The sequence below is a fragment of the Shewanella olleyana genome, from assembly GCF_023283825.1.
Lineage (GTDB): Bacteria > Pseudomonadota > Gammaproteobacteria > Enterobacterales > Shewanellaceae > Shewanella > Shewanella olleyana.
The window spans coordinates 1-20,290 of the sequence record NZ_JAKILD010000043.1 but is presented as its reverse complement, the minus strand read 5'-3'; the positions used below and the strand labels follow the sequence as shown (position 1 = coordinate 20,290).

The window sequence follows — 20,290 nt, the reverse complement described above, 5'->3', positions numbered from 1 at the left end:
GAAACCCAAGCGTTTCAATTATGAAGCCGGATATACGAACGCAAACCTATCACTGTCACAACGCTATTTTTTATATTGCAATATTGGAGGAGACCATATACACGCCCTAGTTAGCGAAAAACAGACCTTGAAGTGTTTATTTCGCTAACTGGTGTCATGGCTTACTAATATTAAGGTAATAAGCCAATTTATTTTAACAACATTCCACTTAAGCTATGGTGATATTTTAAGCGGTTTGAGATGATTATTTCACTTTGAATTTACGAATTAGATTATTGCCTGTGTCTGCTACGTAGAGGGATCCGTTAGTATCAAATACTAAGCCGTGGGGGTTATCTAATACTCCTGGAGCAATTTCACCTAATGATTCACCAAGCTCGTTAAATACCTGTACTCGTGAGTTACCTAACTCAGAAACATAAAAGTTACGTGCGCTATCAAAATTAATGCTGGTTGGGGTAGAAAACTCACCAGCTTGAGAACCAGATTTGCCGATAGTCTCAATAAACTCTCCTTCTAGGGTAAACTTTTGAATACGATGATTTCCTCTATCAACCACCCAAAGGACGTCACTTATATCAACTTTTATGCCTGTTGGATTGCTTAGTTGACCAGAGCCAGCACCTTGCGTTCCTATCGTGCGTAAATGAGTACCCTCAGAGTCAAATACTTGCACTCGGCCATTCCCCCAGTCGGTAACGTAAAGGTTGTCAAGCGAGTCGGAGGCAATCACCATGGCCGAAGTAAATAGTCCTTCACCAAAAGTCGCTAACCATTCACCGTCAGGGTTAAATTTTTGTATTCGGCTGTTACCACTTTCAGATACATAGACATTATCAAATGAGTCAACAGTAATACCAGTAGGGGCGTTAAATTCACCGTTTTCATCACCTGTTATCCCCCATTGTTTTATCAGCTCGCCATTAGGAGTGAATTTTTTAACTGTGTCACCATTAAATTCGGTAACGTAAAAATTACCAGCGCTGTCAACTGCGATACTATTGGGGCTATTGAAGGCTTCTAAATAACTTGAGTTTTCACCTTCTTCTCCCCACGAAGCGACTAAATCGAATAACTGTGTTAGGCCTTCTGTTGATTCGTCAGGGTCTGGGTCTTCGGAGCCATAACCAGGACCACTTCCATAACCAGGGTTGCTATTATTGCCTGAGTTATCGCTAGGGCTATTTGAGCTGTCAGAGCTGCAGGCCGTGACCATTAAAAATAACGCGATAATCAAAAAAGTTTTTAAATTTATATTCATTACTGTTCCTATGAGCAAGTAGAAAACGAGATTTTTGTGTCACGTAATATTCGAATTATTTACTGAATTGTTACTATAGCTGTGTTATTTTGCATTTAAATCAGCGATAAACGCACATAAGGTTTGCAAAAATGCATAAAGTGAGGTGGGGTGATTTACAATATGTAATGGCCATAGCATCAGAAGGGTCAGTGTCTGGGGCGGCTAAATCGTTGGATGTGAACCACAGTACCGTATTAAGGCGATTAGATGCTTTTGAGTATCGCCACAAAGTTAAACTCTTTAAGCGTTCAGCCAGTGGTTACACGCTGACACCTAAAGGGGAGCAGTTACTTTGTGTAAGCTCAGAAATAGAACAACAAGTATTTCAGATAGAACGTTCTATCTCTGCACAAGAGCTTGAACTTGAGGGCTGGCTTAAAATAACCACCACCGACACCTTGTTTCACTACATGTTAGCGCCGCATTTACGCTCGTTTCAGAAGCATTTTGAAAAAATACAAATGGATATTGAGTTAACGCCAAAGTCGCTCGATTTAAACTCTCTTGAGTCAGATGTAGCCATTAGAAGCGTGAATGAACCACCTGCAGGTGCCAGTGGTGAAAAGCTAATATGTTCTCAAATTTTTTGTTATGCCACTTCAGCTTATATGCAGCAAGTTAAGGGTGAATTAGCCGTCGAAAAATTAATTTGGTGTTTGCCAAGTATGGTGAATTTAAAAAATCCGGTATGGTATTCGGCATTAGGAAGTGTGCCCGAACATAACATAAAGGTAAAAGCAGACTCGTTTAATACTCTGTTGGGCTATGCTGAAAACGACATGGGGGTTGCCTTGCTTCCTGACTTTTTAGGGGACAACTCGGCAGTGTTAAGCCGAGTTAATTTGCTCCCCAACTTGCCGATAACCACCATTTGGATTATTGCACATGTAGATTTATTAAAGTCAAAAAAAGTGACTGAATTAATCAAGCATTTAAAGGCATCATTAACTTAATAATGGCAAATACTAAAAAATATTAGCAATAACTAAAGAGACTTTCTTGGCAACTCGCTGAGCTACCGCAGCGAGCGAACTTCGAACGGTGAGTATATAGATTTAATCTAGTAAGCTTTTTAAACAAAAAAATGCAGCTGAAGTTACCTTTAGCTGCATTTTTTTGTTTTGATAATTAAATCGAGATTCATTTCGACGTTTTAGTCATATCTTCATCTAGTGAACGATTATCTGAACCGCGCTAATTTCACGAGCTTTATCTCACTAGCTTTGATCTAAAGTGAAGCCCACTTTAATGGTCACTTGCCAATGAGCAATCAAACCTTCCTCTAAATGCCCTCTGGTCTCAACCACTTGAAACCAGCGCATATGCTTTATTGATTTGTTGGCAGCTGCAATCGCATTTTTGATCGCGTCATCTGAGCTAATAGGTGAAGATCCAGTCAATTCAATCAGTTTGTAGGTATGGCTCATTGTTACTCCGTCAGTATTTAAAAACATATATTGAGTATAGATAAGCTTCGAAAATCTGCGTAACTTCAACACAATGAATCAATATAACTCATGTAGAACGTCACCTCGCTCCCCTCCTAAGCGAAGGTCTTTGACTCTGTTCCACAATCAAAAACCTCAGCTAACTGATGCTTTAATTCCTTGAGTTCCTCTGTCTAAATTTTTCCATATTTGCTCAACCGCCACTTTTTTATCCGTTTTATTTATTAAAGTGATCATTACTTCAACAGCCGCGATATTTGGTGAATGGATATAATAAAAGACGAATCATTTTTGCTGATAACTGCCTTTCTCACTCAAATATTACCGCTATTGCCCTTGTCATGATGAAAAGCCTAAGCTTGTAATTTCTATATCAAAAAAAGTCATCACTTAACATTTTGAGTACATTTTTGTAAATTAATTACACAGGCGTCTGGACGTCTAGAAGTTTGTTGTGTTACTCTGCGTTCAAGCAATCGAATAGATTTCACCCGAAAGTTGAACAAAATTCATGTGAGGATAATATGATAGAGCTGAGACACCTTCGTACTCTAATGGCGCTTAAAGAAAGTGGTAGCCTAGCTGGTGCCGCGAAAAAACGTTTCGTGACTCAATCTGCGTTATCACATCAGATTAAAGAATTAGAAACCCGTATTAACTCGGCTATTTTTATTCGAAAAAGCAAACCTTTATCTTTCACCCAAGAAGGCGCGAGACTGTTAAATCTTGCTGAAGAAATCTTACCTAAGGTGATGGTCACTGAATCTGACCTAAAAAAAGGTTTAGATGCGGAGTCACAATCACTAAAACTAGGCATTGAATGTCATAGTTGCTTTCGCTGGTTAATGCCCGTTACAGAAGCCTTTAAGCAGCTTTCTCCAGATGGCAGGATTGACCTTTCAAGTCGTCACTTATTTGATTCATTAAATGCATTAGAAATGGGTGAATTGGATATAGTACTAACCTCAGATCCTGTGCCTGGGCATGCTTTAGCCTATCAGCATCTATTCGATTTTGAAGTTAAACTGGTTGTAGCCAATGACAACCCACTTGCCAAAGAAACATTTATCAAGCCTGAGCAACTCGCGAAACAAACACTAATTTCATACCCTGTGCCGTTACAGCGTTTAGATATCTATAAGCACTTCTTAGAGCCTGCAGGTGTTGAAGCTGGAGAGCAAAAACAGTGTGATTTAACCGCAATGTTATTACAACGAGTGGCGTGTAATGACGGAATAGCCGCATTACCGAGCTGGTCGATAAATGAAAGTCATGGCTTAAATTTATCATCTGTAAAACTCGGCGCTGAAGGGTTAAAGCGGCCGCTATTTGCTGCATACCGTCGTAATGCAGCAAACACGAACTTAATTCAGAAGTGGTTAACCTTAGTAGCAGCTGAAGGACTAAAGCTTCAAAGCTTAGGTCAGCAACACTAATATAAACAGCCACTAATCACAGCAGTGATCTATGCTGTCATCTAAGCACTCATATAAGCACTTATATAAGTACCGTTTTATTAAGGTGGTAATTTGAATGTTGTAGATATAAAAATGCCACTCATTGAGTGGCATTTTTGTATTTAAGCTAATAATTTCCGTTCAACCAACTCTACTCATAATCAGCAAGCGGGTTTATCAGTACGTTGCGCTTTGCTAGCACATGTCTTAACACCATACCCGCTGAGTTAGGGTTATCTGTTTGAGAAATATTATGCGCCACCATAAATTCATTACGTAGATCGTCATCTAACCCTAACGCTTCAAAGGCTTCGATAGATAAGCTTTGTTGCTGAGTATCAATCAAGGTTTTAATCACTTGCAGTGCAATGGCCTTTTCCGATGCCGCATTTAAAAATGCAAAAGCACTTAAGGTGATCACTTGTCCAAACACACTAAACAAAGCCAGCGTTTGCACCTCATCAGCATCAATATCAATCGGCTGGTCACTCTCTTCAATATCACGAAGATGCTGAACAGCATCAACGGCAATGTTCTCTGTTAAGCTCCAATAAGCTTTAACCAATTTGCAGTAAGGTTCTTGTAACTCATCTAAACGCTCTTTTAAGTAAAATGAAAAAGCATAACGATAAATATTGACTTGGCCTAAACGGATTAGCGCATCTTTAATACTGCGGTTTTTAGTTGAAATAATACCACCAGCTTGGGCAGTATTGCTGCGCCATAATAAATGAGCAGCTAAAGCAGGATCACTTGAAACAATATCGATTAAAATACGAATATCTGCTTCGTTAATGAGTGCTTTCTTTAAAGGGATCAAAATACCACGACGACCAATCACTTGTTCTTCGTTGCCGATAATTGCTTTGACTTGAGTTAGCACCTGTTGCTCAAGATAGGTCATATTGTACCGCTTCCCTTTCATTATTTTTATATCTCTGTTACCGATTTTATCCACATATGCAGCACTAAGGTCAAGTAATTAATCCCTAATCAAACAAAAAGCCGACAAGCAATTTGTCGGCTTTTGATTTTTAGTCATTTACACTGCTAAGCAAGCGCTTAACTGCACATTTAATCAGCACATTCTAAAAGCGGTAACCAGCAGTTAAACGAATTGAGCGCCCATTACCTGAGTAATATCCATTGCCCCAAGCTGAGTAATAACCAGCGCTAATATATTCTTCATCTAATAAGTTGTCTGCACGTAAGCTTGCTGACCAGTTATCACGAGTATAATTAAGGGCTAGGTTAGCCAATACATAGCTCGATAGTTTTGGATCGACATTCGCATTATCACCTTCAATAAAGCGCTCACCAGTGTAAATCCCTTCAACAAATACTTGCCACTCTGAAGCTATATCATAACTTAAGTGAGCACGGCCATTGTGTTTCGCTACCCAAGACAATGCTTTGCCTTCGTTCTCACCTTCAGTGAACTCTGCATCAATGTACTCGTATGACGCTCCTAACAGCCAATCAGCCGATAACTGAATATCATAGCTGGTGTTGATACCGTATCGACGTGATGCATCTGCATTAACGTTAGCACCGCCACCTTGAGGGCCATCAGTGCGACCAGCGTCATAAACAATTTCATCTTCCAAATCTAAACGGTACGCATTTAATTTGAATGCTTGTGATGTTGTAGTCCAATCCCAACCTGCCTCATAAGAGCGGCCTGTTTGTGGGTCTAAACCAAGAGTCGTCACTGGGGTGTATGCTTGCTCGTCTACTTTAGCGAAACGGAAGTTATCATTGGCGCGAATATAAAAACGATTTTCAATACTTGGGCGATAGTTTAAACCTAACTCAAATGCATGGGCATCGTTATCAAGCTCAACCCCGTTTGGGTAAAGTGTTTGATCGGTTAAATCATCTGTGACTTCACTGTAGCGGCCACCCACAACATAAGATAAAGTCTTAGTTAGAGGCACTGAAGCCTGGGCATAAATACTGGCCATCTTTTGTTCATTATTTCTTTGGGTATAAGCCAAATCGAAATCAGCTTCACCTACGCTTAAATCAATACCTGCGACAATATCTAAATCGCCTTGTTCAAGTTGGTAGTTAGCGGTGGCTTTTGGAGAGAAGCTTAATAGGTTGCGTTCAATACGGCCTGCACTGCCCCACAAAAAGTTAGTCGTTAAGGTATCTGAATAAGTTAAATCAGCGACTAATGCCCATTCTTGGGTTAACTGGTACTCATAACCACTGCGAAGTGCAGTTGTCATTTCATGAGTATATTCACCTTCAGTAAAAGGTGCCGCTTGGGTTGGGTCTTGTTCAAACTGATCAAGTGTTAATGCGCCTGGTGCTTGGCGGTTATCGTCAAAGTAGTTTGCTTCAACAAAGAACTGCTGTTTGTCTGACTGATATTGCAAACGTCCCAGCACTGAGCCAGTTTCGCTTTCATTATTGTCACGATAGTTATCACTTTGGTTATAGCTCGCCGCTAAGTAATAACGCCATGCATCATTAATCGCCCCTGAGATATCACCTTTGGCTTCATAGGTATCAAAGCTGCCACCACTAAGCTCAAATCCACCGCCGGTACCATTAGGCGCCTTGGTGATGATATTAATCACACCGCCTACCGCTTGATCGCCATAAAGCACCCCTGCAGAGCCATATAACACTTCTACACGTTCAACTTGGTTTAATGGCACTGCATTGATACTTGGCGCTGAGATATCAATATTGTTTAAGCGACGGCCATCAATCAAGATTAATGTATTACTGGCAGCTTGTGATGCAGTAAAGCCGCGCATCGCGAAAGTTGTTCCTGAATTATTATCAGAAACTTGAATCCCCGCCTGGCTGCGAAGTAAGTCAGTTAAACTTACTGCACCGCTCATTTCGATATCGACTTGGTCGATAACATTAACATTGGCAGCAATATTTAATGGATTAGCTTCGCTACGACCAATAACCACAATGGTTTCAGTATCTGCGCCAATGGCAGTAGGTTCAGTCGTTGATGAAGTATTTGCAGCTTCAGCTGTTGCGCTTGAAACAAAAGAGGCAGCAGAAACGCTTAAAATAAGGCTAAGTGCTGTTGCGATTTTAGTTGGATTAGTACCCATTTACCTTTAACTCCTAAAAGGAAAAATGGGGCATGGTTGCCGCAGCAAAGAACTTCCTGCAATAAAATAAACCTTAATACGGTTTGTTTATCGCAATGATGAAGAATGGCTACATTCTGAGATCTGCCCACCGAAATCTCAAAATCATCTTTTGGGCCGGTCTCCGGACTCAGGTTGATGTCATAAACATGACAAACGAAGCTGAATTTTTAACGCTTCTTTATGCTGGTTATTATCAACATATCGAGTGCGCACTCAGTTCTCACCATTACCGTTGCGGGGGCAGCACTAGATTTTCACTAGTTTCCCGATTATCCCATGACAATTCATCAAACAGACAAATTCCCACAAGCACCACAAAAGATTGACTATATTTTGCATTGTTACGATTGCGATAGCGCAAGTCCATATAACAATTGGCGTCATTATAACTGGTTAACAGTACTGTTTGATATAAAGAATAAGGATCATTCATATTATTCAACTCTTAGTTATAAGGCTTGAATAATATGAACAAAGCGAAATGAGATAATTGCGCTTAAAAAAGACCTAACGTTGGAATTTAAGTTGCAGCATTTTAGAAATGAAATCACGATGATTGGAACCATTCAGTGGCGGGTTAGATTCACTAAACACCTCGCCTCTCATCGACTTATGAATTAGATACAAATCTTCTGTATCTTTAAGCACAGCGTAATAGCCAATTTCGCCCTGACGAGATCTCGAGGTACCGCCGCCATAAAGGTTTTTCATATTGGTACAGCCAATGATGCCATGGTAAGCCTCTTTACCACCAATTTGCGTCATACCGAGTTTTTCGTATGTCACACTTCCTTGGCAAGTTTCTTGATAAGTCCCCGCAAACCTATCCAGAAATTGAGTGCTATCAATATTTGCAGCTAAGCCTTTAAAGCCTTGAATGCAATATAGCGCAGACCAATCATTGAGGGTTTCACCGGCAGGAACAAATTCAGCTTTGTACATGGTGCCTTGTTCAGAATTAAAGGCCATTTTCCAACCCACAGGCAGCTCAAATGACACTTTATTAGAAAATATTGAAAGCTGCTTCTGTTCTGAACCACCTTCTGCATCAGAGTTTGCAGTGATAGTTCGGATATGAGGTGGTGACTCTGTGGCCACTACATTATATGAAGGGCTCATTAACAACAGCCCCCCAGATATTATTAGGGTAGTACTAGCTTTCATACCGAAATCATCCTTGGTATTGGTGCTGAAAGGTGAAACTTAGCTAATTCAAACAGAAATACAGCAACTATGTCACCAAAATGTTGTATTACTGTATTATTTTAACTGTTAATCTTCAAGCTCATCCGCTGAATCTGTCAAATCTATTTCACTTTGCTCATCAGTTAGCGCTTCTGCAGCAATCGCGTCAGCGATAGATTTAGCTTTAATTTTCTTTTCAGTTTTACGTTTATTACGCTCAACTTGAGTGGTCATAAATGCCGTTAGCTCTTTTTGACCCCATGCAACAGCTTCATCTTCTGTTGCAAAACCGTCATGACTTTTAGACACGATAGTTTTAGTTGCACTCATACGACGAGTGATTTCTGCTTTAAAAGTATCGCCAACTGCTAACACTCTGAAATCGTACTTCTTACTTTTGCTCATTATTCGGTTTTTCCTAGCTATACTCAGCTTAAATTCAGGTCGCGCAGTGTACGCGAACATTGTCTATTTAGCACTCACTTTTGAGCACTGTTTAATATAAAAGTAATGCTACTGCTTAACTAATTGGTTTGAGCCAACAATCATCATTTCACATTTCTGGCAATCAAAGACCAGTTTCAATCTATCTTTGCCGATATCTAACACCATAGGGTCGGCTTTAATGCCTTCAACTTCTTTTGGACACAAGTTAAAGCTGTAGCGCAAACAGTGTTTGGTCACCATTAATGGCGCATCAGTTAATACTTGGTTTTTCTCGTAAGTATCTTCCATTTGAATTACGCCGTGCTGTTCATAAAACTCACGGGATTTATCATTAGCCACGTTAGATAAAAAACTTAAGTACTTCTGTGGGAAGCGCGCTTCTTTATCATGCTCGCCTCTAAGAGGACGTTGATAACCGTTTATACGCGCCTCATCAAACGCTGCAATCGCATCACGTCTTAATCCATTGATGACGGAAGCGGGTAAAAACCAGCGGTTAGCACAGTTAACCTGCAGCTGATTTAAGCTGTAATCACTGTTCCCCAGTTTAGCTAATTGAGTCCGTAAATTAGCATCCGCCTTGCCATAATCTTTAGCAGGCTCTTTTGCCCATTCAAGCTCAACCGTCACCGAGTGTTGGTGTTTATCTGCAACCGTAAGTGCAATACCCGTCTCGGTATCATCTAAGATCATATCCACCATAATTTTACGGGTTGCAGAGTCTTTTGATAACAAAGCATCAAACTGGTGGTCAAAGTTTCTGAAAAGCTCAACCCCCACTTTAAGATCTTTACTAACATCAGTTAAAAACAAGGTATTCCCATCGGCGCGGTTTACTCGCAAACCTTTGGTTTTGTTGTCTGACAAGCGCTGCTTTTGGTAGCCGTCAATAAAGAAACATAAACCATCACCATTATTAAACTCGATGGTTTTATCAGCTTTGGCGCTATCGACTTTAATGAAGTCGCGGCCAACGCCCACAATGGTACCGACCTTTTCACCAATATATTTAGGCGAACTAAAATGCTCAATCAATGCGGTACGCTGATTGATGAAATAATCTGTTTTACCACGGTTAAAGCTTTTTTCAGGATCGGGTGTGAAAGTAAACTCACTACGACCATGTGACATAGACTCTAGATCGCTGCGGCGATCGATAATCGCATCAAGCTGCTGACGGTAATGGGCGGTGACATTTTTAAGATAGCTGATGTCTTTTAAGCGACCTTCAATTTTGAAAGACGTCACGCCCGCATCAATTAGCGCTTCTAGGTTTTCCGTTTGGTTATTATCTTTAAGTGATAATAAATGCTCATTTTCAGCTAAGACTTCACCATCACGGGTTGAAAGGTCACATGGTAAACGACACATTTGCGAACATTCACCGCGGTTAGCACTGCGATTTGAAAAAGCATGGCTAATATTACATAAGCCGCTATAACTCACGCATAAAGCGCCATGAACAAAATATTCCAACTTTAGTTTGGTAGTATCGGCGATTTGCTTAATCTGCGGCAAGTTTAACTCGCGGGCTAACACCACTTGCGAAAAACCCACTTGCTCTAAGAAGACGGCTTTCTCAGGTGTGCGGTTATCCATTTGGGTACTGGCGTGCATAGCAATTGGCGGTAAATCCAATTGTAATAAGCCCATATCTTGAATAATCAGCGCATCAACACCCGCCTCATACAAAGACCATATTAAGCTTTGCGCTTGCTCAATTTCGTCATCCATTAAAATCGTATTTAATGCAACGAAAACTTGAGCGTGATACTTATGAGCAAATTCTGCTAGTCGTGCAATATCTTCAACACTGTTACCCGCATTATGGCGTGCGCCAAAAGCTGGACCACCAATATAAACCGCATCTGCACCATGACGAATGGCTTCGATGCCATAGTCAGCGTTTTTTGCAGGTGCGAGTAGCTCTAACTGTTTCTTTTCAGTCGGCTTACTTGGGCTTGGTGTCGGCGAAAATATTTCTACAGAGCTCATAATGAATGTTTATCTTTTTCTAGGTAATAAAAAATGCATCAAGATAGTAGCTAAACACGGACTAAAACCACGTGTATGTCACTATCATTGACGCACTGTTCAGCTTGCTAGTTTAGCAAAAAATAACCAGTTTCGCGGCTTTTACTTAAACAAATGCTGAATATTCTTAAAATCACTTTTACCTTCAGCGATTTCCTGCGGGTTTAATCCCGAAACTTCATGTGGGAAAACCAACCACTCTTCAGATTCGTGAATGAAGTAATCAGGCTTTAAATCTACTGCGGTATTCTTTGGTTTGTAATAAGGACAAGCCACACGAATATCTGTCGGGATGTTCTTACGCATGAACTTTTGCAATTTGTCGATTAATGCATCAACACTTCGGCCTGAATCAAAGACATCATCAACAATTAATAAACCATCATCAGCATTGGCATTTTCAATGATGTAATGTAAGCCATGTACTTTGATTTTCTTGCTTTGCTTGTCGGTACCAATGCCATAGTAAGAAGAGGTTCTCACTGCAATATGATCCGTTTCTACATTTTTAAAATCATAGAACTCTTGCACAGCAATACCAATTGGAGCGCCACCACGCCAGATACCGACAATAAATTGCGGTCTAAAGCCACTATCATAAACCTGCGCAGCAAGTTTAAAAGAATCTTCCAGTAGCTGTTGCGCACTGATGTAATGTTTATCTGTCATTGGTTTTGGCCCCTATCATTTTTATTGCGGCGAATTTTATACCAAATAAGGATAGTTTGTCTGTGAGGAATACGCTTTATCGTCATATTTGTTAAACAAAATGAACATTGACACTATTTCGCATGTTGAACAAAAAAACATCATTGACTCCACTCTAGGCTGTGGCATAGTAAATTTATTGCCAATTCATAGCGAAAATAACACTATGCTTGCAGCTAATGATGCTCAGCTTCGTCAACAGGCCGACACCGATAGATTATCTTTAAAAAGTGATAATCCGCTGATATGGCCTCTGCTCACCCTACTGCAAAGCTCATGTCAGAGCTGGAAAGTCCATCATTTAGCCAGTGAGTTACAGCAAAAAGGCTTAATGCATAACCTTGATCCCGAGCCAGAAAAAGACCTCTTTAAACGCAACTTCTTATTAATGAATGCCTTGTTTGAATTGCAAAGCTTGTTATTGCCTAACCAATGGCTTCAAGTACAAGCAATGGATATTCAAATTTTCAGAATTTTGCCTCACGATATAGCTCAGCAGCAACATCATGATGCCGCGTTAAAAGAGTATTACCTTGATTGGCAGCAATACGATACCTGCGCCAATGTTGTCAAAGAAATGCTCGAATCGTTCTGGTCAAGCTATCAAGAGTATATCGGTGTTAATCAAGTATTAATGCATGACTCTCATGCGCTAACCATTTTTGAATTAGATGCGAATGCCAGCAATAAAGATATTCGTAAGCAGTGGCGTAAACTTGCCTTAAAACTTCACCCAGATCGACCAGGTGGAGATGCGCAGCAATTTCGACAAGTTTGTGAAGCCTGGCAAACTTTACGTTCGAAAGCGGGATAGCACTCTATTTTGTGCTGACTTCTTTTTATAAGAAAGCAGTATCACATCACATATTTAGCCCTGAAATAAAAAATCGTTTAGGTCATAATTCTTGTTAATATTAAGGCAATTAAGTATTGGCTTAATTAAGACTATTTTAAGATTTCTCGCGACCACCAGCGTGTAACGCGACACTTTTATTGAGGCTGAAATGATTAAGATTAAACATATTGCATTCACTATGGCAGTTGCGGCATTCACATTTTCCCTAACGGGTTGTGGCAAACCTGCTGAAGAAACTAATGAAGTAAAAACTGAAGTCACTGCAGAAAAAACTGTTGAGCAAGTTGTTGAAACAGTGGCTGCAGTTCCATCTAAGTTTGTTGAAGGTCAACATTACACTCAAATTTCTGATGCCCCAGCATCTACCGAGCCTAAGATTACTGAGTTCTTCTCATTTTACTGTCATAACTGTTACAACATGGAAACCCAGTACCTGCCAGAAATTAAAGGTAACTTGAACAAAGACGTTGGCTTTGAAACTAAACACGTTGACTTTATGAACAGCGAAATTGGCACTGAAGTGATGCGCGCATTAGCTGTAATTCATGAAGTGGGTAATCAAAAAGCATTGAACATGGCTATGTTCCAAGCGATTCAAGGTGAAGGCGGCCATCACGATCATAGCGCTCCAGGTCACAGCCATGACGAGCCAGAAATTAACAACCGTGACGATCTCAAAAAAGTATTTGCTGCCAACGGCGTTGATGCTGAAACTTATGACAAGATTGCAGACAGCGAAGCGACTGATAAGAAGCTAGCACTATGGCGTCAACAGCAAGTGATGTTTCAAGTTCAAAGCGTTCCAACGTTTATCGTTAACGACAAGTATGCTATCAACATGAGCGAAATGCGTACCTTAGGTGACTTGATTGATGTGATGAATTACTTAGCGTTAGAAAAGAAGTAATACATGATGTCATCAAGCTTCTAATATAAATCGAAGCGCTGATTTAGCCATTAAAAAGCCCGACTTTATTTATTTAAAGTCGGGCTTTTTGTTTCTTGTTCATATGACTATTTGAACCATCTCAAGCAAGTTAAGAGTTTCGCACCATATCAATAATATGAAATGCAGCAAACACGATGTGAATCATTAAAAAGCCAACAAAACCTTGAGCGAATATAATGTGGTACTTACGCCACATCAATGCGTCACTGGTTCCTTGAACAATAAACCAAGCAATGCCAGTAATACTCACTAGCGCCATCAAAATCAGGCCTATTCCTTCAACAATACTGAAAATGCCCTTACCGCCAGAACTCGGTAACTTGCCCTGCTTCAATTGCTTTATTTCATCAAAACATTGTGAAAAGTCTAATTTGAGCCAGGGAAAAAACTGACGCCAATGGCCATTGAGTAAGTTTTTCAGTAAAAACAATAAGCCAAATACTGCTGCTATCAAGCCTATATAAACATGCAAACTGTCCCAAATACTGGCTTTAGCACGTAATCGACTACCAATTAATATCCATGGGCTAGTCACCACTAAAAACACACTCAAGGCCACGACAATGACATGGAGTTTCTCTGATATCAGCTGAATTAACTTGGATGAACTTTGGCTCATGATGCTCCTTACTTTACGTTGAGCGCGTTAGGAAAACGAAATTGGATCATAAAATCAATAAAGCCAACAAGTTAATTGTTGGCTTTAAACCTATTTACGCTGACTGAATTTGCGCGACGTAGTTATCTACCTTCGCCCAATCAGTGTATTCCACTTTGGTATTGGGATCCGTTGGGCCTTTAGTTAACCACATGATGAACCGAATGATGTTGCGATCCATTGGTCCATAAAATTGATAATCTAAATTGCCACCAAATACTTCTAGTACCTTGGGTTGCCATTCACTTTGTTTTAAAAATGCCTGCATATACATATTAGTATCAGGGGTATTTTTACCTGGCTTTCTTGCAACTAAACTCACTGAAAAGAAACCATTAGCTTTGCTATCAAGTATCTCTTTATTATCAGCAACAAACTGATAAAGCTCAGGGCGATGTTTACCATGACGAATGCTAGCGCCTATAAAGACTTTATCAAAGCCACTCATATCAGGTTTATCCTGAAGTGGTGCTAATGTGACAGTATCACCGGCGGCGGTGAGTTTCGCTTCCATGTAATCGCAAATCTTGCGGGTTTGACCGTGGACAGTTGAATAGATAATTAAAATGTTGCTCACGTTCACCTCGATGATAATAAAGAAAAGCTGATTCGGTTATTTAAAGCTTTGTAATACTCAATAAGATTTTATTCAACCATGCTATTACATCTAATCTTAATAGAAAGCGAAACATAATTACATGGATCAGATCACGGCAAATTAGCAACATCGACTATTAATAGTTAAGACTTTTGAGTTGCTCACAAAAAAGTGAATAACCCTGATGAGCTATCCACTTAGTTTTTACAGATCAGCAATTATCTAACCCACAAGCAAATTCTCCATCATTATTAATGTGGCACTAAGAGGCATAACGAGATTTACCTTGTTAATTTCAGCTTTAAAGCACAATAAATTTACACTTAGATTAAAAAACCAAAAAATGTAACTATACAAACAATACATAAATCAGGAAAAACGCCTCATGTCAGTCAGTTCCAGCAAAAATCCTCAGCAGCTTTTATTGTGGATGACCTTCGTGATGTCGATGGTTTTTGCGGTATGGCAGGCTTTGCTTAATAATTTTGTTATTGAAAAAGCGGCTTTTAGTGGTGCAGAAATTGGCATGCTGCAAAGTTTACGAGAAGTCCCCGGCTTTTTGGCATTCACTGCGATTTTTGTTTTATTGCTTATTCGTGAGCAATCATTTGCATTAATCTCCCTCGCGGTCTTATCAATTGGTATCGGTATTACCGGCTTTTTTCCCAGTGTTTTAGGCTTGTACCTCACCACTGTATTGATGTCGATTGGGTTTCATTACTTCGAAACCATCAATCAATCGCTAACACTGCAGTGGGTAGATAAAAAGGATACGGCTAGTTTTCTAGGCAAGGCGTTAGCTTGGCGCTCTGCTGCTGCACTGCTAGGTTATGGCAGTATTTGGCTTATTATGAGCTGGCTCAACCTCGACTATGTTTGGATGTACGGCATTATTGGTGCGCTAGGCTTAATCGCAGTTTGCATTATGGCTTTTTACTATCCAAGATTTGAAATTGCTGAACCTCAACATAAAAAACTCATCTTCAGGAAGCGATACTGGCTTTACTATGCTTTAACGTTTTTATCTGGCGCCAGACGACAGATTTTTATGGTGTTCGCTGGTTTCATGATGGTCGAAAAATTTGGCTATTCAGTGTCGGAAATCACCGCTTTATTCTTAATTAACTATGTCGTTAACTTGTTTTTTGCTCCATCCATAGGTCGGTTTATTGGCCGTATTGGCGAGCGAAATGCCCTAGTGATCGAGTACGTGGGATTAATTATTGTCTTTGCGAGTTACGCGGTAGTTGAACATGCTCAGATAGCAGCAGCACTATACGTGATAGATCATTTACTGTTCGCAATGGCCATTGCTATGAAAACCTATTTTCAGAAAATTGCAGACCCCAAAGACATTGCCGCAAGTATGTCTGTTAGCTTTACCATCAACCATATCGCCGCTGTCATCATTCCAGCTCTATTGGGTATCTTATGGTTAAGCTCTCCTCAATGGGTATTTATGATAGGTGTGTTATTTGCCCTATGTTCACTAGTACTTTCGTTAAATATTCCCTCAAAACCTGAACCTGGGCACGAAACAAACTGGGGTAAATCAACTAAAATGAATACTGATACGATGTAATGTGGACAATGCATAAAGCCTAAGAGAATAACAATGACAGATAACCATCCTAATCAAACCGAAAAGACTACGAATACCAGCATGTCTGCTCGAAAAAAAGCACTACTTCTGGGCAAAATGCTCGGGTTAGCAAGTGAAGATGATTATCGACCGTCTCAAGCCTCTATTGGCGAAAGAGCCCAATTTAGGCTCCAAAAGAATCAAGTTTTACATCAACTTAATTTAGAAACGATTTTCTCATTAGCGTTAAATTACACCCCATCTGATGTCACAGGTGAAGATCTCGATCCTGACTGGAGTTACCAGTTTTTCCAAATGGCTGAGCAAATTAGTTCTCGCAGAATGCAAGATTTATGGGCAAGGATCCTTGCCAGTGAAATAGTAAAACCCGGTAAATTTAGCCTCAGAACATTAGCCATTTTAAAAAAACTAACTCAAAGAGAGGCGCAAATACTCGAAAAAGCGCTAGGAATGTCGGCAAAACTGAATACTGAAACGCGTTATAAATTACTCAATGGCTACCGCATTCACGGCGGTTTACAACAGTACTTCAGAAAGGCTTCTAGTGTTAATGTTGGCCTTTCAAAGTTCGGGCTGCCCTACTCAAGCATTCTGACTTTAATGGATGCGGGGATTTTACATAGCAGTGAGTTTGAAACTGGCATACTCGATAAAAGTGCCCCTATCTTGTTGAGCATGGTTGATTATCAAATCAAAATTACCCCAAAGAGCAATAATCTTTTATTCAGTTATTACCGATTTACCCCTGTGGGCGACGAGTTATGTTTACTGGTACAAGCAAAAACTGATAATGAATTTTCTAGGGCATTAAAGGATACATTGAGCGCAGATTTTGCAGTAGGACAATAAAACTAAAAAGATAAGAAGTGAGTTGCTATCTAACCAAGTCAAAAAGTTAATTTTAAATAATCGCTTTAAATGGTCAGTTTGAAGAAATAGCTTTAAAACAATAAAAAGTAGGTTTGTAGTGTCTGCCAGCGTTTAAGTCGAAACGTAAACATTTAAATAAAACAGCAAACAATTAAAGTTATGTATTTATTTTCAACACATTAACTTCATTCTCTGAGGCTGTATTCGCTTCATGTTCGTATAAATTAGAATGCTTAGCCTTGTGCATAGAGAATAAAAACTGTCTTAATGTCTCTCGCGACTCATCACTCACGACAATCGTAGCTGCAATAACACCATTTTCAGATCGAACAATTTGGTATTCAATCTCAAAGTTTATCTCTTTAGTTAATATTAACTTAGCCCTACGAGAGCGAGTTTTATCTGAAATATTAGGTGCATACAGGGTTAAACCAGTACTTGAAAGCGATAACACCTCAATAGCTAAGTTAGTATCGAAGTCAATAATTCTGACATCATCTAACTCTTTCATTCGCCAACTGCGCTCTGCTCCACGGGTATCAACCACTTCAGGAATACCTAACTTAGGAGTAAATTGACCTAGTTCATCCATGGCAATATTTAATGGAAACCACAAACGATAATGGCTGATTTCAGCGAGTAAGGTTAACTGGGTCTTACCAAGAAGGCTGGCCAAGGTTGACGGAATTTCTGTCGTCACTGAAACCGTTTCGTTACCACTATCGGTCGAAGCTTTAACAGCAGAAGGCTTCTTAGCGAACAATTCACTAAAGCAAGCTAACTCTTCTTTTGTTAAGTTGGTATTCATTTTTTACCCTTGACACTTGATTGTTATAATTTGTAACAATTCTAACATGTGATACATATACGTACAATTATCGTGCTGTACTGTGTCATCTAAAACTCTAATAAAAAGAGACAGTTTGAAAATTTAGATATAAACAGCTCACCAAAACAATGCAACATATGACCACCGTTCTGACCGTTAGATTCAAACATAGACATACACGTTAATTATTAGACCGCTCAAATCACACAATAATTCTACGAAATAGTCGTTAATTGGGTTCATATTTAATCACTTCAGAACCAAAAAATTAACCTGCTGTTTTTATTGAATAATAAAATCACTGCATCAATTATTTTTGAATAAAAAATTAAATTGCGCACAATTCAATTGCAAACCACTAAAAATATAAGTAACATTAAAAATATCACCATTGGATACTTTTTATCCAATCATGTCATTAATATGATTTAAAGATTATGGAGTTTTCATGGATTTAATATATACAGCTACAGCAACGACAACAGGCGGAAGAGACGGCAAATCAGTATCGTCTGACAACAAACTTTCGGTAAACTTAAGCACACCAAAAGAACTAGGCGGTGCGGGTGGTGAAGGAACAAACCCTGAACAACTGTTTGCAGCAGGATACTCAGCTTGTTTTATTGGTGCAATGAAGTTTGTTGCAGGCCAAGACAAGCAAATACTAAGTTCAGATCTTACCGTTGAAGCCACTGTTGGTATCGGTGCAAATACAGCAGGCGTAGGCTTTGCTATTGATGTTGAGCTACGAGTCACACTGCCTGGCATGTCTAAAGCAGATGCTGAAGCACTGGTAGAAAAAGCGCATCAAGTGTGTCCATATTCAAATGCGACCCGCGGTAATATCCGCGTTGAGCTTATTGTTTTATAAACAATGACTTTGCATGCTAATACCTTTAATGAATATTGGCTTAAGTAAATATTGGCTTGAATAAACAATAAAGCCGCCCATCAGTTATCTGTTAGGCGGCTTTTAATTTAACTATTGATTAGCTGGGCTTAAAAGCTAGCTATACCTTATCGATTAACTCAATAGAAAAATCATCAAGCGTAATCGCTAAGTTTAAGTCAGATATTTGCTGTTCAATACTATTAATATCAGTTTCCACCTTCGACATAGTCAATGTGTTGTTATCTAATTCATACACCTTTTTTTGGCTGTGGTAGTAATAAAGCAATATTGTTATCGCGTTAACATCATTTTCTTGTGCTGCAGCAACAATCTTTTTTAACTTTCGATAGATACGATTTTGTAACTGCTTAACTTGCCACACCCAATATATCTCTTTCATATAAGGTTTTGTTTTAATCCAGTTCATTACTAAACTGCAGCTAACCACAGCTAGAATGACTCCAATGAAATTAAGGTGAAAGTTGCCGGTAGACTCCCCTCGAATGACGGTATCACTGCCAAATAACTCAATAAGTAATCCACCAAATGCCAATGAGAGTATTGTTAAACTTGCCACCAGCGATATCAGTAATATGTTAAGTCGTTTACGGTATTGTGGCTTGTCGATAGAGATGAATTGCATGATGCACCTTATGATGAAGAGTCACTCTATTTTACACCTATAATGCAGAACAAATGCAGCAATTAGTGATTATCAGATATAAACAAAATATATGACTTCAATATGACAGTTTGAGCTTAATATATAACCATAGCAATGATACTAAGTGGAAAACGTAATTATCAAATTTCAGATACAAAAAAGCCGAGCTATTGCTCGGCTTTTTCTAAATTTGGCAGGGGTAGCAAGACTCGAACTCGCAACCATCGGTTTTGGAGACCGCTGTTCTACCAATTGGAACTATACCCCTGTTGACGTGGAGCATTATGCTAAAAGCACTGGCAAAGGTAAAGCATTATTTGTCACAAACACTACTGACTGTGGGTTTTTCAGCCAAATTAGCAATAATGAATAATGTTTCAACATACCGACTTTAGTTTTGCATTTATGAATACGAAAATGCTCGAAATAAAGATCAACCAAGCTTGGCTAATCTTCTATTAGATAAATTGATATTTAAAGCAACTTATCTCTTTATGGGGGGAATATGAAACTAAACCTAACTTCCAAAGCCGCTAATACCGAACCTAAGTAATACCAATCCGCATTAGACTTTGCCCATATTAGCCCAGTCTCGTGTACATAAACTTTTTACCCTATCTTTGCACTGAATAAATATATTCCAAGCTTTACAACACTGCTC

General features: G+C 39.4%; 19 protein-coding genes, 1 tRNA gene and 1 riboswitch. Of the genes, 7 read left to right on the top strand and 13 right to left on the bottom strand.

Going from position 1 to position 20,290, the window contains the following annotated elements; all coding sequences use genetic code 11:
- Window positions 1-244 precede the first annotated feature (244 nt).
- The gene (locus L2735_RS18960) at window positions 245-1,261 is read right to left on the bottom strand and encodes a virginiamycin B lyase family protein (protein WP_248986193.1); all 1,017 of its coding nucleotides are present in this window, start codon (window positions 1,259-1,261) and stop codon (window positions 245-247) included.
- Window positions 1,262-1,392: 131 nt separating this feature from the next.
- On the opposite strand from L2735_RS18960, the gene L2735_RS18955 reads away from it, so the two are divergent.
- Window positions 1,393-2,256, top strand: coding sequence for a LysR family transcriptional regulator (locus tag L2735_RS18955; protein WP_248986192.1), 864 nt, complete (start codon window positions 1,393-1,395; stop codon window positions 2,254-2,256).
- 264 nt (window positions 2,257-2,520) lie between these two features.
- Here the strand turns inward: L2735_RS18955 and L2735_RS18950 are convergent, their stop codons facing one another.
- A complete protein-coding gene (locus tag L2735_RS18950) occupies window positions 2,521-2,730 on the bottom strand; it encodes a dodecin (protein WP_055026266.1) in 210 nt (69 codons plus the stop codon).
- 545 nt (window positions 2,731-3,275) lie between these two features.
- On the opposite strand from L2735_RS18950, the gene L2735_RS18945 reads away from it, so the two are divergent.
- A complete protein-coding gene (locus tag L2735_RS18945) occupies window positions 3,276-4,187 on the top strand; it encodes a LysR family transcriptional regulator (RefSeq protein ID WP_248986191.1) in 912 nt (303 codons plus the stop codon).
- A 172-nt stretch (window positions 4,188-4,359) separates the two neighbouring features.
- On the opposite strand, the gene L2735_RS18940 is transcribed toward L2735_RS18945, so the two are convergent.
- The 6 genes from L2735_RS18940 to L2735_RS18915 all read right to left on the bottom strand — a co-directional run bounded on the left by L2735_RS18940 (window position 4,360) and on the right by L2735_RS18915 (window position 11,671).
- The gene (locus tag L2735_RS18940) at window positions 4,360-5,112 is read right to left on the bottom strand and encodes an HDOD domain-containing protein (protein ID WP_248986195.1); all 753 of its coding nucleotides are present in this window, start codon (window positions 5,110-5,112) and stop codon (window positions 4,360-4,362) included.
- A gap of 184 nt (window positions 5,113-5,296) precedes the next feature.
- Window positions 5,297-7,294 carry a TonB-dependent receptor gene (locus L2735_RS18935; RefSeq protein ID WP_248986190.1) on the bottom strand — a complete coding sequence of 666 codons (1,998 nt, stop codon included), beginning with the start codon at window positions 7,292-7,294 and terminating at the stop codon, window positions 5,297-5,299.
- A 138-nt stretch (window positions 7,295-7,432) separates the two neighbouring features.
- A riboswitch (cobalamin riboswitch) is annotated at window positions 7,433-7,668 on the bottom strand.
- A gap of 175 nt (window positions 7,669-7,843) precedes the next feature.
- A complete protein-coding gene (locus tag L2735_RS18930) occupies window positions 7,844-8,455 on the bottom strand; it encodes a hypothetical protein (RefSeq protein WP_248986189.1) in 612 nt (203 codons plus the stop codon).
- A 153-nt stretch (window positions 8,456-8,608) separates the two neighbouring features.
- Window positions 8,609-8,926, bottom strand: a complete 318-nt coding sequence (locus L2735_RS18925; protein ID WP_153914200.1) for a DUF3622 domain-containing protein — start codon at window positions 8,924-8,926, stop codon at window positions 8,609-8,611.
- Between the two features lie 108 nt (window positions 8,927-9,034).
- Complete coding sequence (locus L2735_RS18920) at window positions 9,035-10,963, bottom strand: peptidase U32 family protein (protein WP_248986188.1); 1,929 nt, start codon at window positions 10,961-10,963, stop codon at window positions 9,035-9,037.
- A gap of 141 nt (window positions 10,964-11,104) precedes the next feature.
- Complete coding sequence (locus tag L2735_RS18915; protein WP_102528939.1) at window positions 11,105-11,671, bottom strand: phosphoribosyltransferase; 567 nt, start codon at window positions 11,669-11,671, stop codon at window positions 11,105-11,107.
- Between the two features lie 205 nt (window positions 11,672-11,876).
- Between L2735_RS18915 and L2735_RS18910 the strand changes: the two genes are divergently transcribed.
- On the top strand, window positions 11,877-12,524 hold the full coding sequence (locus L2735_RS18910; RefSeq protein WP_248986194.1) for a DNA-J related domain-containing protein: 648 nt from the start codon (window positions 11,877-11,879) through the stop codon (window positions 12,522-12,524).
- 190 nt (window positions 12,525-12,714) lie between these two features.
- Window positions 12,715-13,473, top strand: a complete 759-nt coding sequence (locus L2735_RS18905; protein ID WP_248986187.1) for a thiol:disulfide interchange protein DsbA/DsbL — start codon at window positions 12,715-12,717, stop codon at window positions 13,471-13,473.
- A 130-nt stretch (window positions 13,474-13,603) separates the two neighbouring features.
- On the opposite strand, the gene L2735_RS18900 is transcribed toward L2735_RS18905, so the two are convergent.
- Together L2735_RS18900 and hemG are read right to left on the bottom strand one after the other, a co-directional pair.
- On the bottom strand, window positions 13,604-14,134 hold the full coding sequence (locus L2735_RS18900) for a cytochrome b/b6 domain-containing protein (RefSeq protein ID WP_248986186.1): 531 nt from the start codon (window positions 14,132-14,134) through the stop codon (window positions 13,604-13,606).
- A 94-nt stretch (window positions 14,135-14,228) separates the two neighbouring features.
- A complete protein-coding gene (hemG, locus tag L2735_RS18895; protein ID WP_248986185.1) occupies window positions 14,229-14,750 on the bottom strand; it encodes a menaquinone-dependent protoporphyrinogen IX dehydrogenase in 522 nt (173 codons plus the stop codon).
- Window positions 14,751-15,156: 406 nt separating this feature from the next.
- Here hemG and L2735_RS18890 point away from each other — a divergent pair, with 406 nt between their 5' ends.
- Both L2735_RS18890 and L2735_RS18885 read left to right on the top strand, forming a co-directional pair.
- Complete coding sequence (locus L2735_RS18890) at window positions 15,157-16,353, top strand: MFS transporter (RefSeq protein WP_248986184.1); 1,197 nt, start codon at window positions 15,157-15,159, stop codon at window positions 16,351-16,353.
- A 33-nt stretch (window positions 16,354-16,386) separates the two neighbouring features.
- A complete protein-coding gene (locus tag L2735_RS18885) occupies window positions 16,387-17,223 on the top strand; it encodes a TIGR03899 family protein (RefSeq protein ID WP_248986183.1) in 837 nt (278 codons plus the stop codon).
- 178 nt (window positions 17,224-17,401) lie between these two features.
- Here L2735_RS18885 and L2735_RS18880 read toward each other — a convergent pair whose 3' ends face one another.
- Window positions 17,402-18,052: a hypothetical protein gene (locus tag L2735_RS18880; RefSeq protein WP_248986182.1), complete on the bottom strand. Its 651-nt coding sequence runs from the start codon at window positions 18,050-18,052 to the stop codon at window positions 17,402-17,404.
- Window positions 18,053-18,521: 469 nt separating this feature from the next.
- Here L2735_RS18880 and L2735_RS18875 point away from each other — a divergent pair, with 469 nt between their 5' ends.
- The gene (locus L2735_RS18875) at window positions 18,522-18,944 is read left to right on the top strand and encodes an organic hydroperoxide resistance protein (protein WP_248986181.1); all 423 of its coding nucleotides are present in this window, start codon (window positions 18,522-18,524) and stop codon (window positions 18,942-18,944) included.
- 139 nt (window positions 18,945-19,083) lie between these two features.
- On the opposite strand, the gene L2735_RS18870 is transcribed toward L2735_RS18875, so the two are convergent.
- Window positions 19,084-19,608, bottom strand: a complete 525-nt coding sequence (locus tag L2735_RS18870; protein ID WP_248986180.1) for a DUF3087 domain-containing protein — start codon at window positions 19,606-19,608, stop codon at window positions 19,084-19,086.
- A gap of 212 nt (window positions 19,609-19,820) precedes the next feature.
- Window positions 19,821-19,897 (bottom strand) — tRNA-Trp (locus L2735_RS18865).
- Between the last annotated feature and the right edge of the window lie 393 nt (window positions 19,898-20,290).

Coding starts and splice junctions, on each gene's coding strand:
- L2735_RS18960 (WP_248986193.1), bottom strand. CDS start 1,261: ATGAATATAAATTTAAAAACTTTTTTGATTATCGCGTTATTTTTAATG.
- L2735_RS18955 (WP_248986192.1), top strand. CDS start 1,393: ATGCATAAAGTGAGGTGGGGTGATTTACAATATGTAATGGCCATAGCA.
- L2735_RS18950 (WP_055026266.1), bottom strand. CDS start 2,730: ATGAGCCATACCTACAAACTGATTGAATTGACTGGATCTTCACCTATT.
- L2735_RS18945 (WP_248986191.1), top strand. CDS start 3,276: ATGATAGAGCTGAGACACCTTCGTACTCTAATGGCGCTTAAAGAAAGT.
- L2735_RS18940 (WP_248986195.1), bottom strand. CDS start 5,112: ATGACCTATCTTGAGCAACAGGTGCTAACTCAAGTCAAAGCAATTATC.
- L2735_RS18935 (WP_248986190.1), bottom strand. CDS start 7,294: ATGGGTACTAATCCAACTAAAATCGCAACAGCACTTAGCCTTATTTTA.
- L2735_RS18930 (WP_248986189.1), bottom strand. CDS start 8,455: ATGAGCCCTTCATATAATGTAGTGGCCACAGAGTCACCACCTCATATC.
- L2735_RS18925 (WP_153914200.1), bottom strand. CDS start 8,926: ATGAGCAAAAGTAAGAAGTACGATTTCAGAGTGTTAGCAGTTGGCGAT.
- L2735_RS18920 (WP_248986188.1), bottom strand. CDS start 10,963: ATGAGCTCTGTAGAAATATTTTCGCCGACACCAAGCCCAAGTAAGCCG.
- L2735_RS18915 (WP_102528939.1), bottom strand. CDS start 11,671: ATGACAGATAAACATTACATCAGTGCGCAACAGCTACTGGAAGATTCT.
- L2735_RS18910 (WP_248986194.1), top strand. CDS start 11,877: ATGCTTGCAGCTAATGATGCTCAGCTTCGTCAACAGGCCGACACCGAT.
- L2735_RS18905 (WP_248986187.1), top strand. CDS start 12,715: ATGATTAAGATTAAACATATTGCATTCACTATGGCAGTTGCGGCATTC.
- L2735_RS18900 (WP_248986186.1), bottom strand. CDS start 14,134: ATGAGCCAAAGTTCATCCAAGTTAATTCAGCTGATATCAGAGAAACTC.
- L2735_RS18890 (WP_248986184.1), top strand. CDS start 15,157: ATGTCAGTCAGTTCCAGCAAAAATCCTCAGCAGCTTTTATTGTGGATG.
- L2735_RS18885 (WP_248986183.1), top strand. CDS start 16,387: ATGACAGATAACCATCCTAATCAAACCGAAAAGACTACGAATACCAGC.
- L2735_RS18880 (WP_248986182.1), bottom strand. CDS start 18,052: ATGAATACCAACTTAACAAAAGAAGAGTTAGCTTGCTTTAGTGAATTG.
- L2735_RS18875 (WP_248986181.1), top strand. CDS start 18,522: ATGGATTTAATATATACAGCTACAGCAACGACAACAGGCGGAAGAGAC.
- L2735_RS18870 (WP_248986180.1), bottom strand. CDS start 19,608: ATGCAATTCATCTCTATCGACAAGCCACAATACCGTAAACGACTTAAC.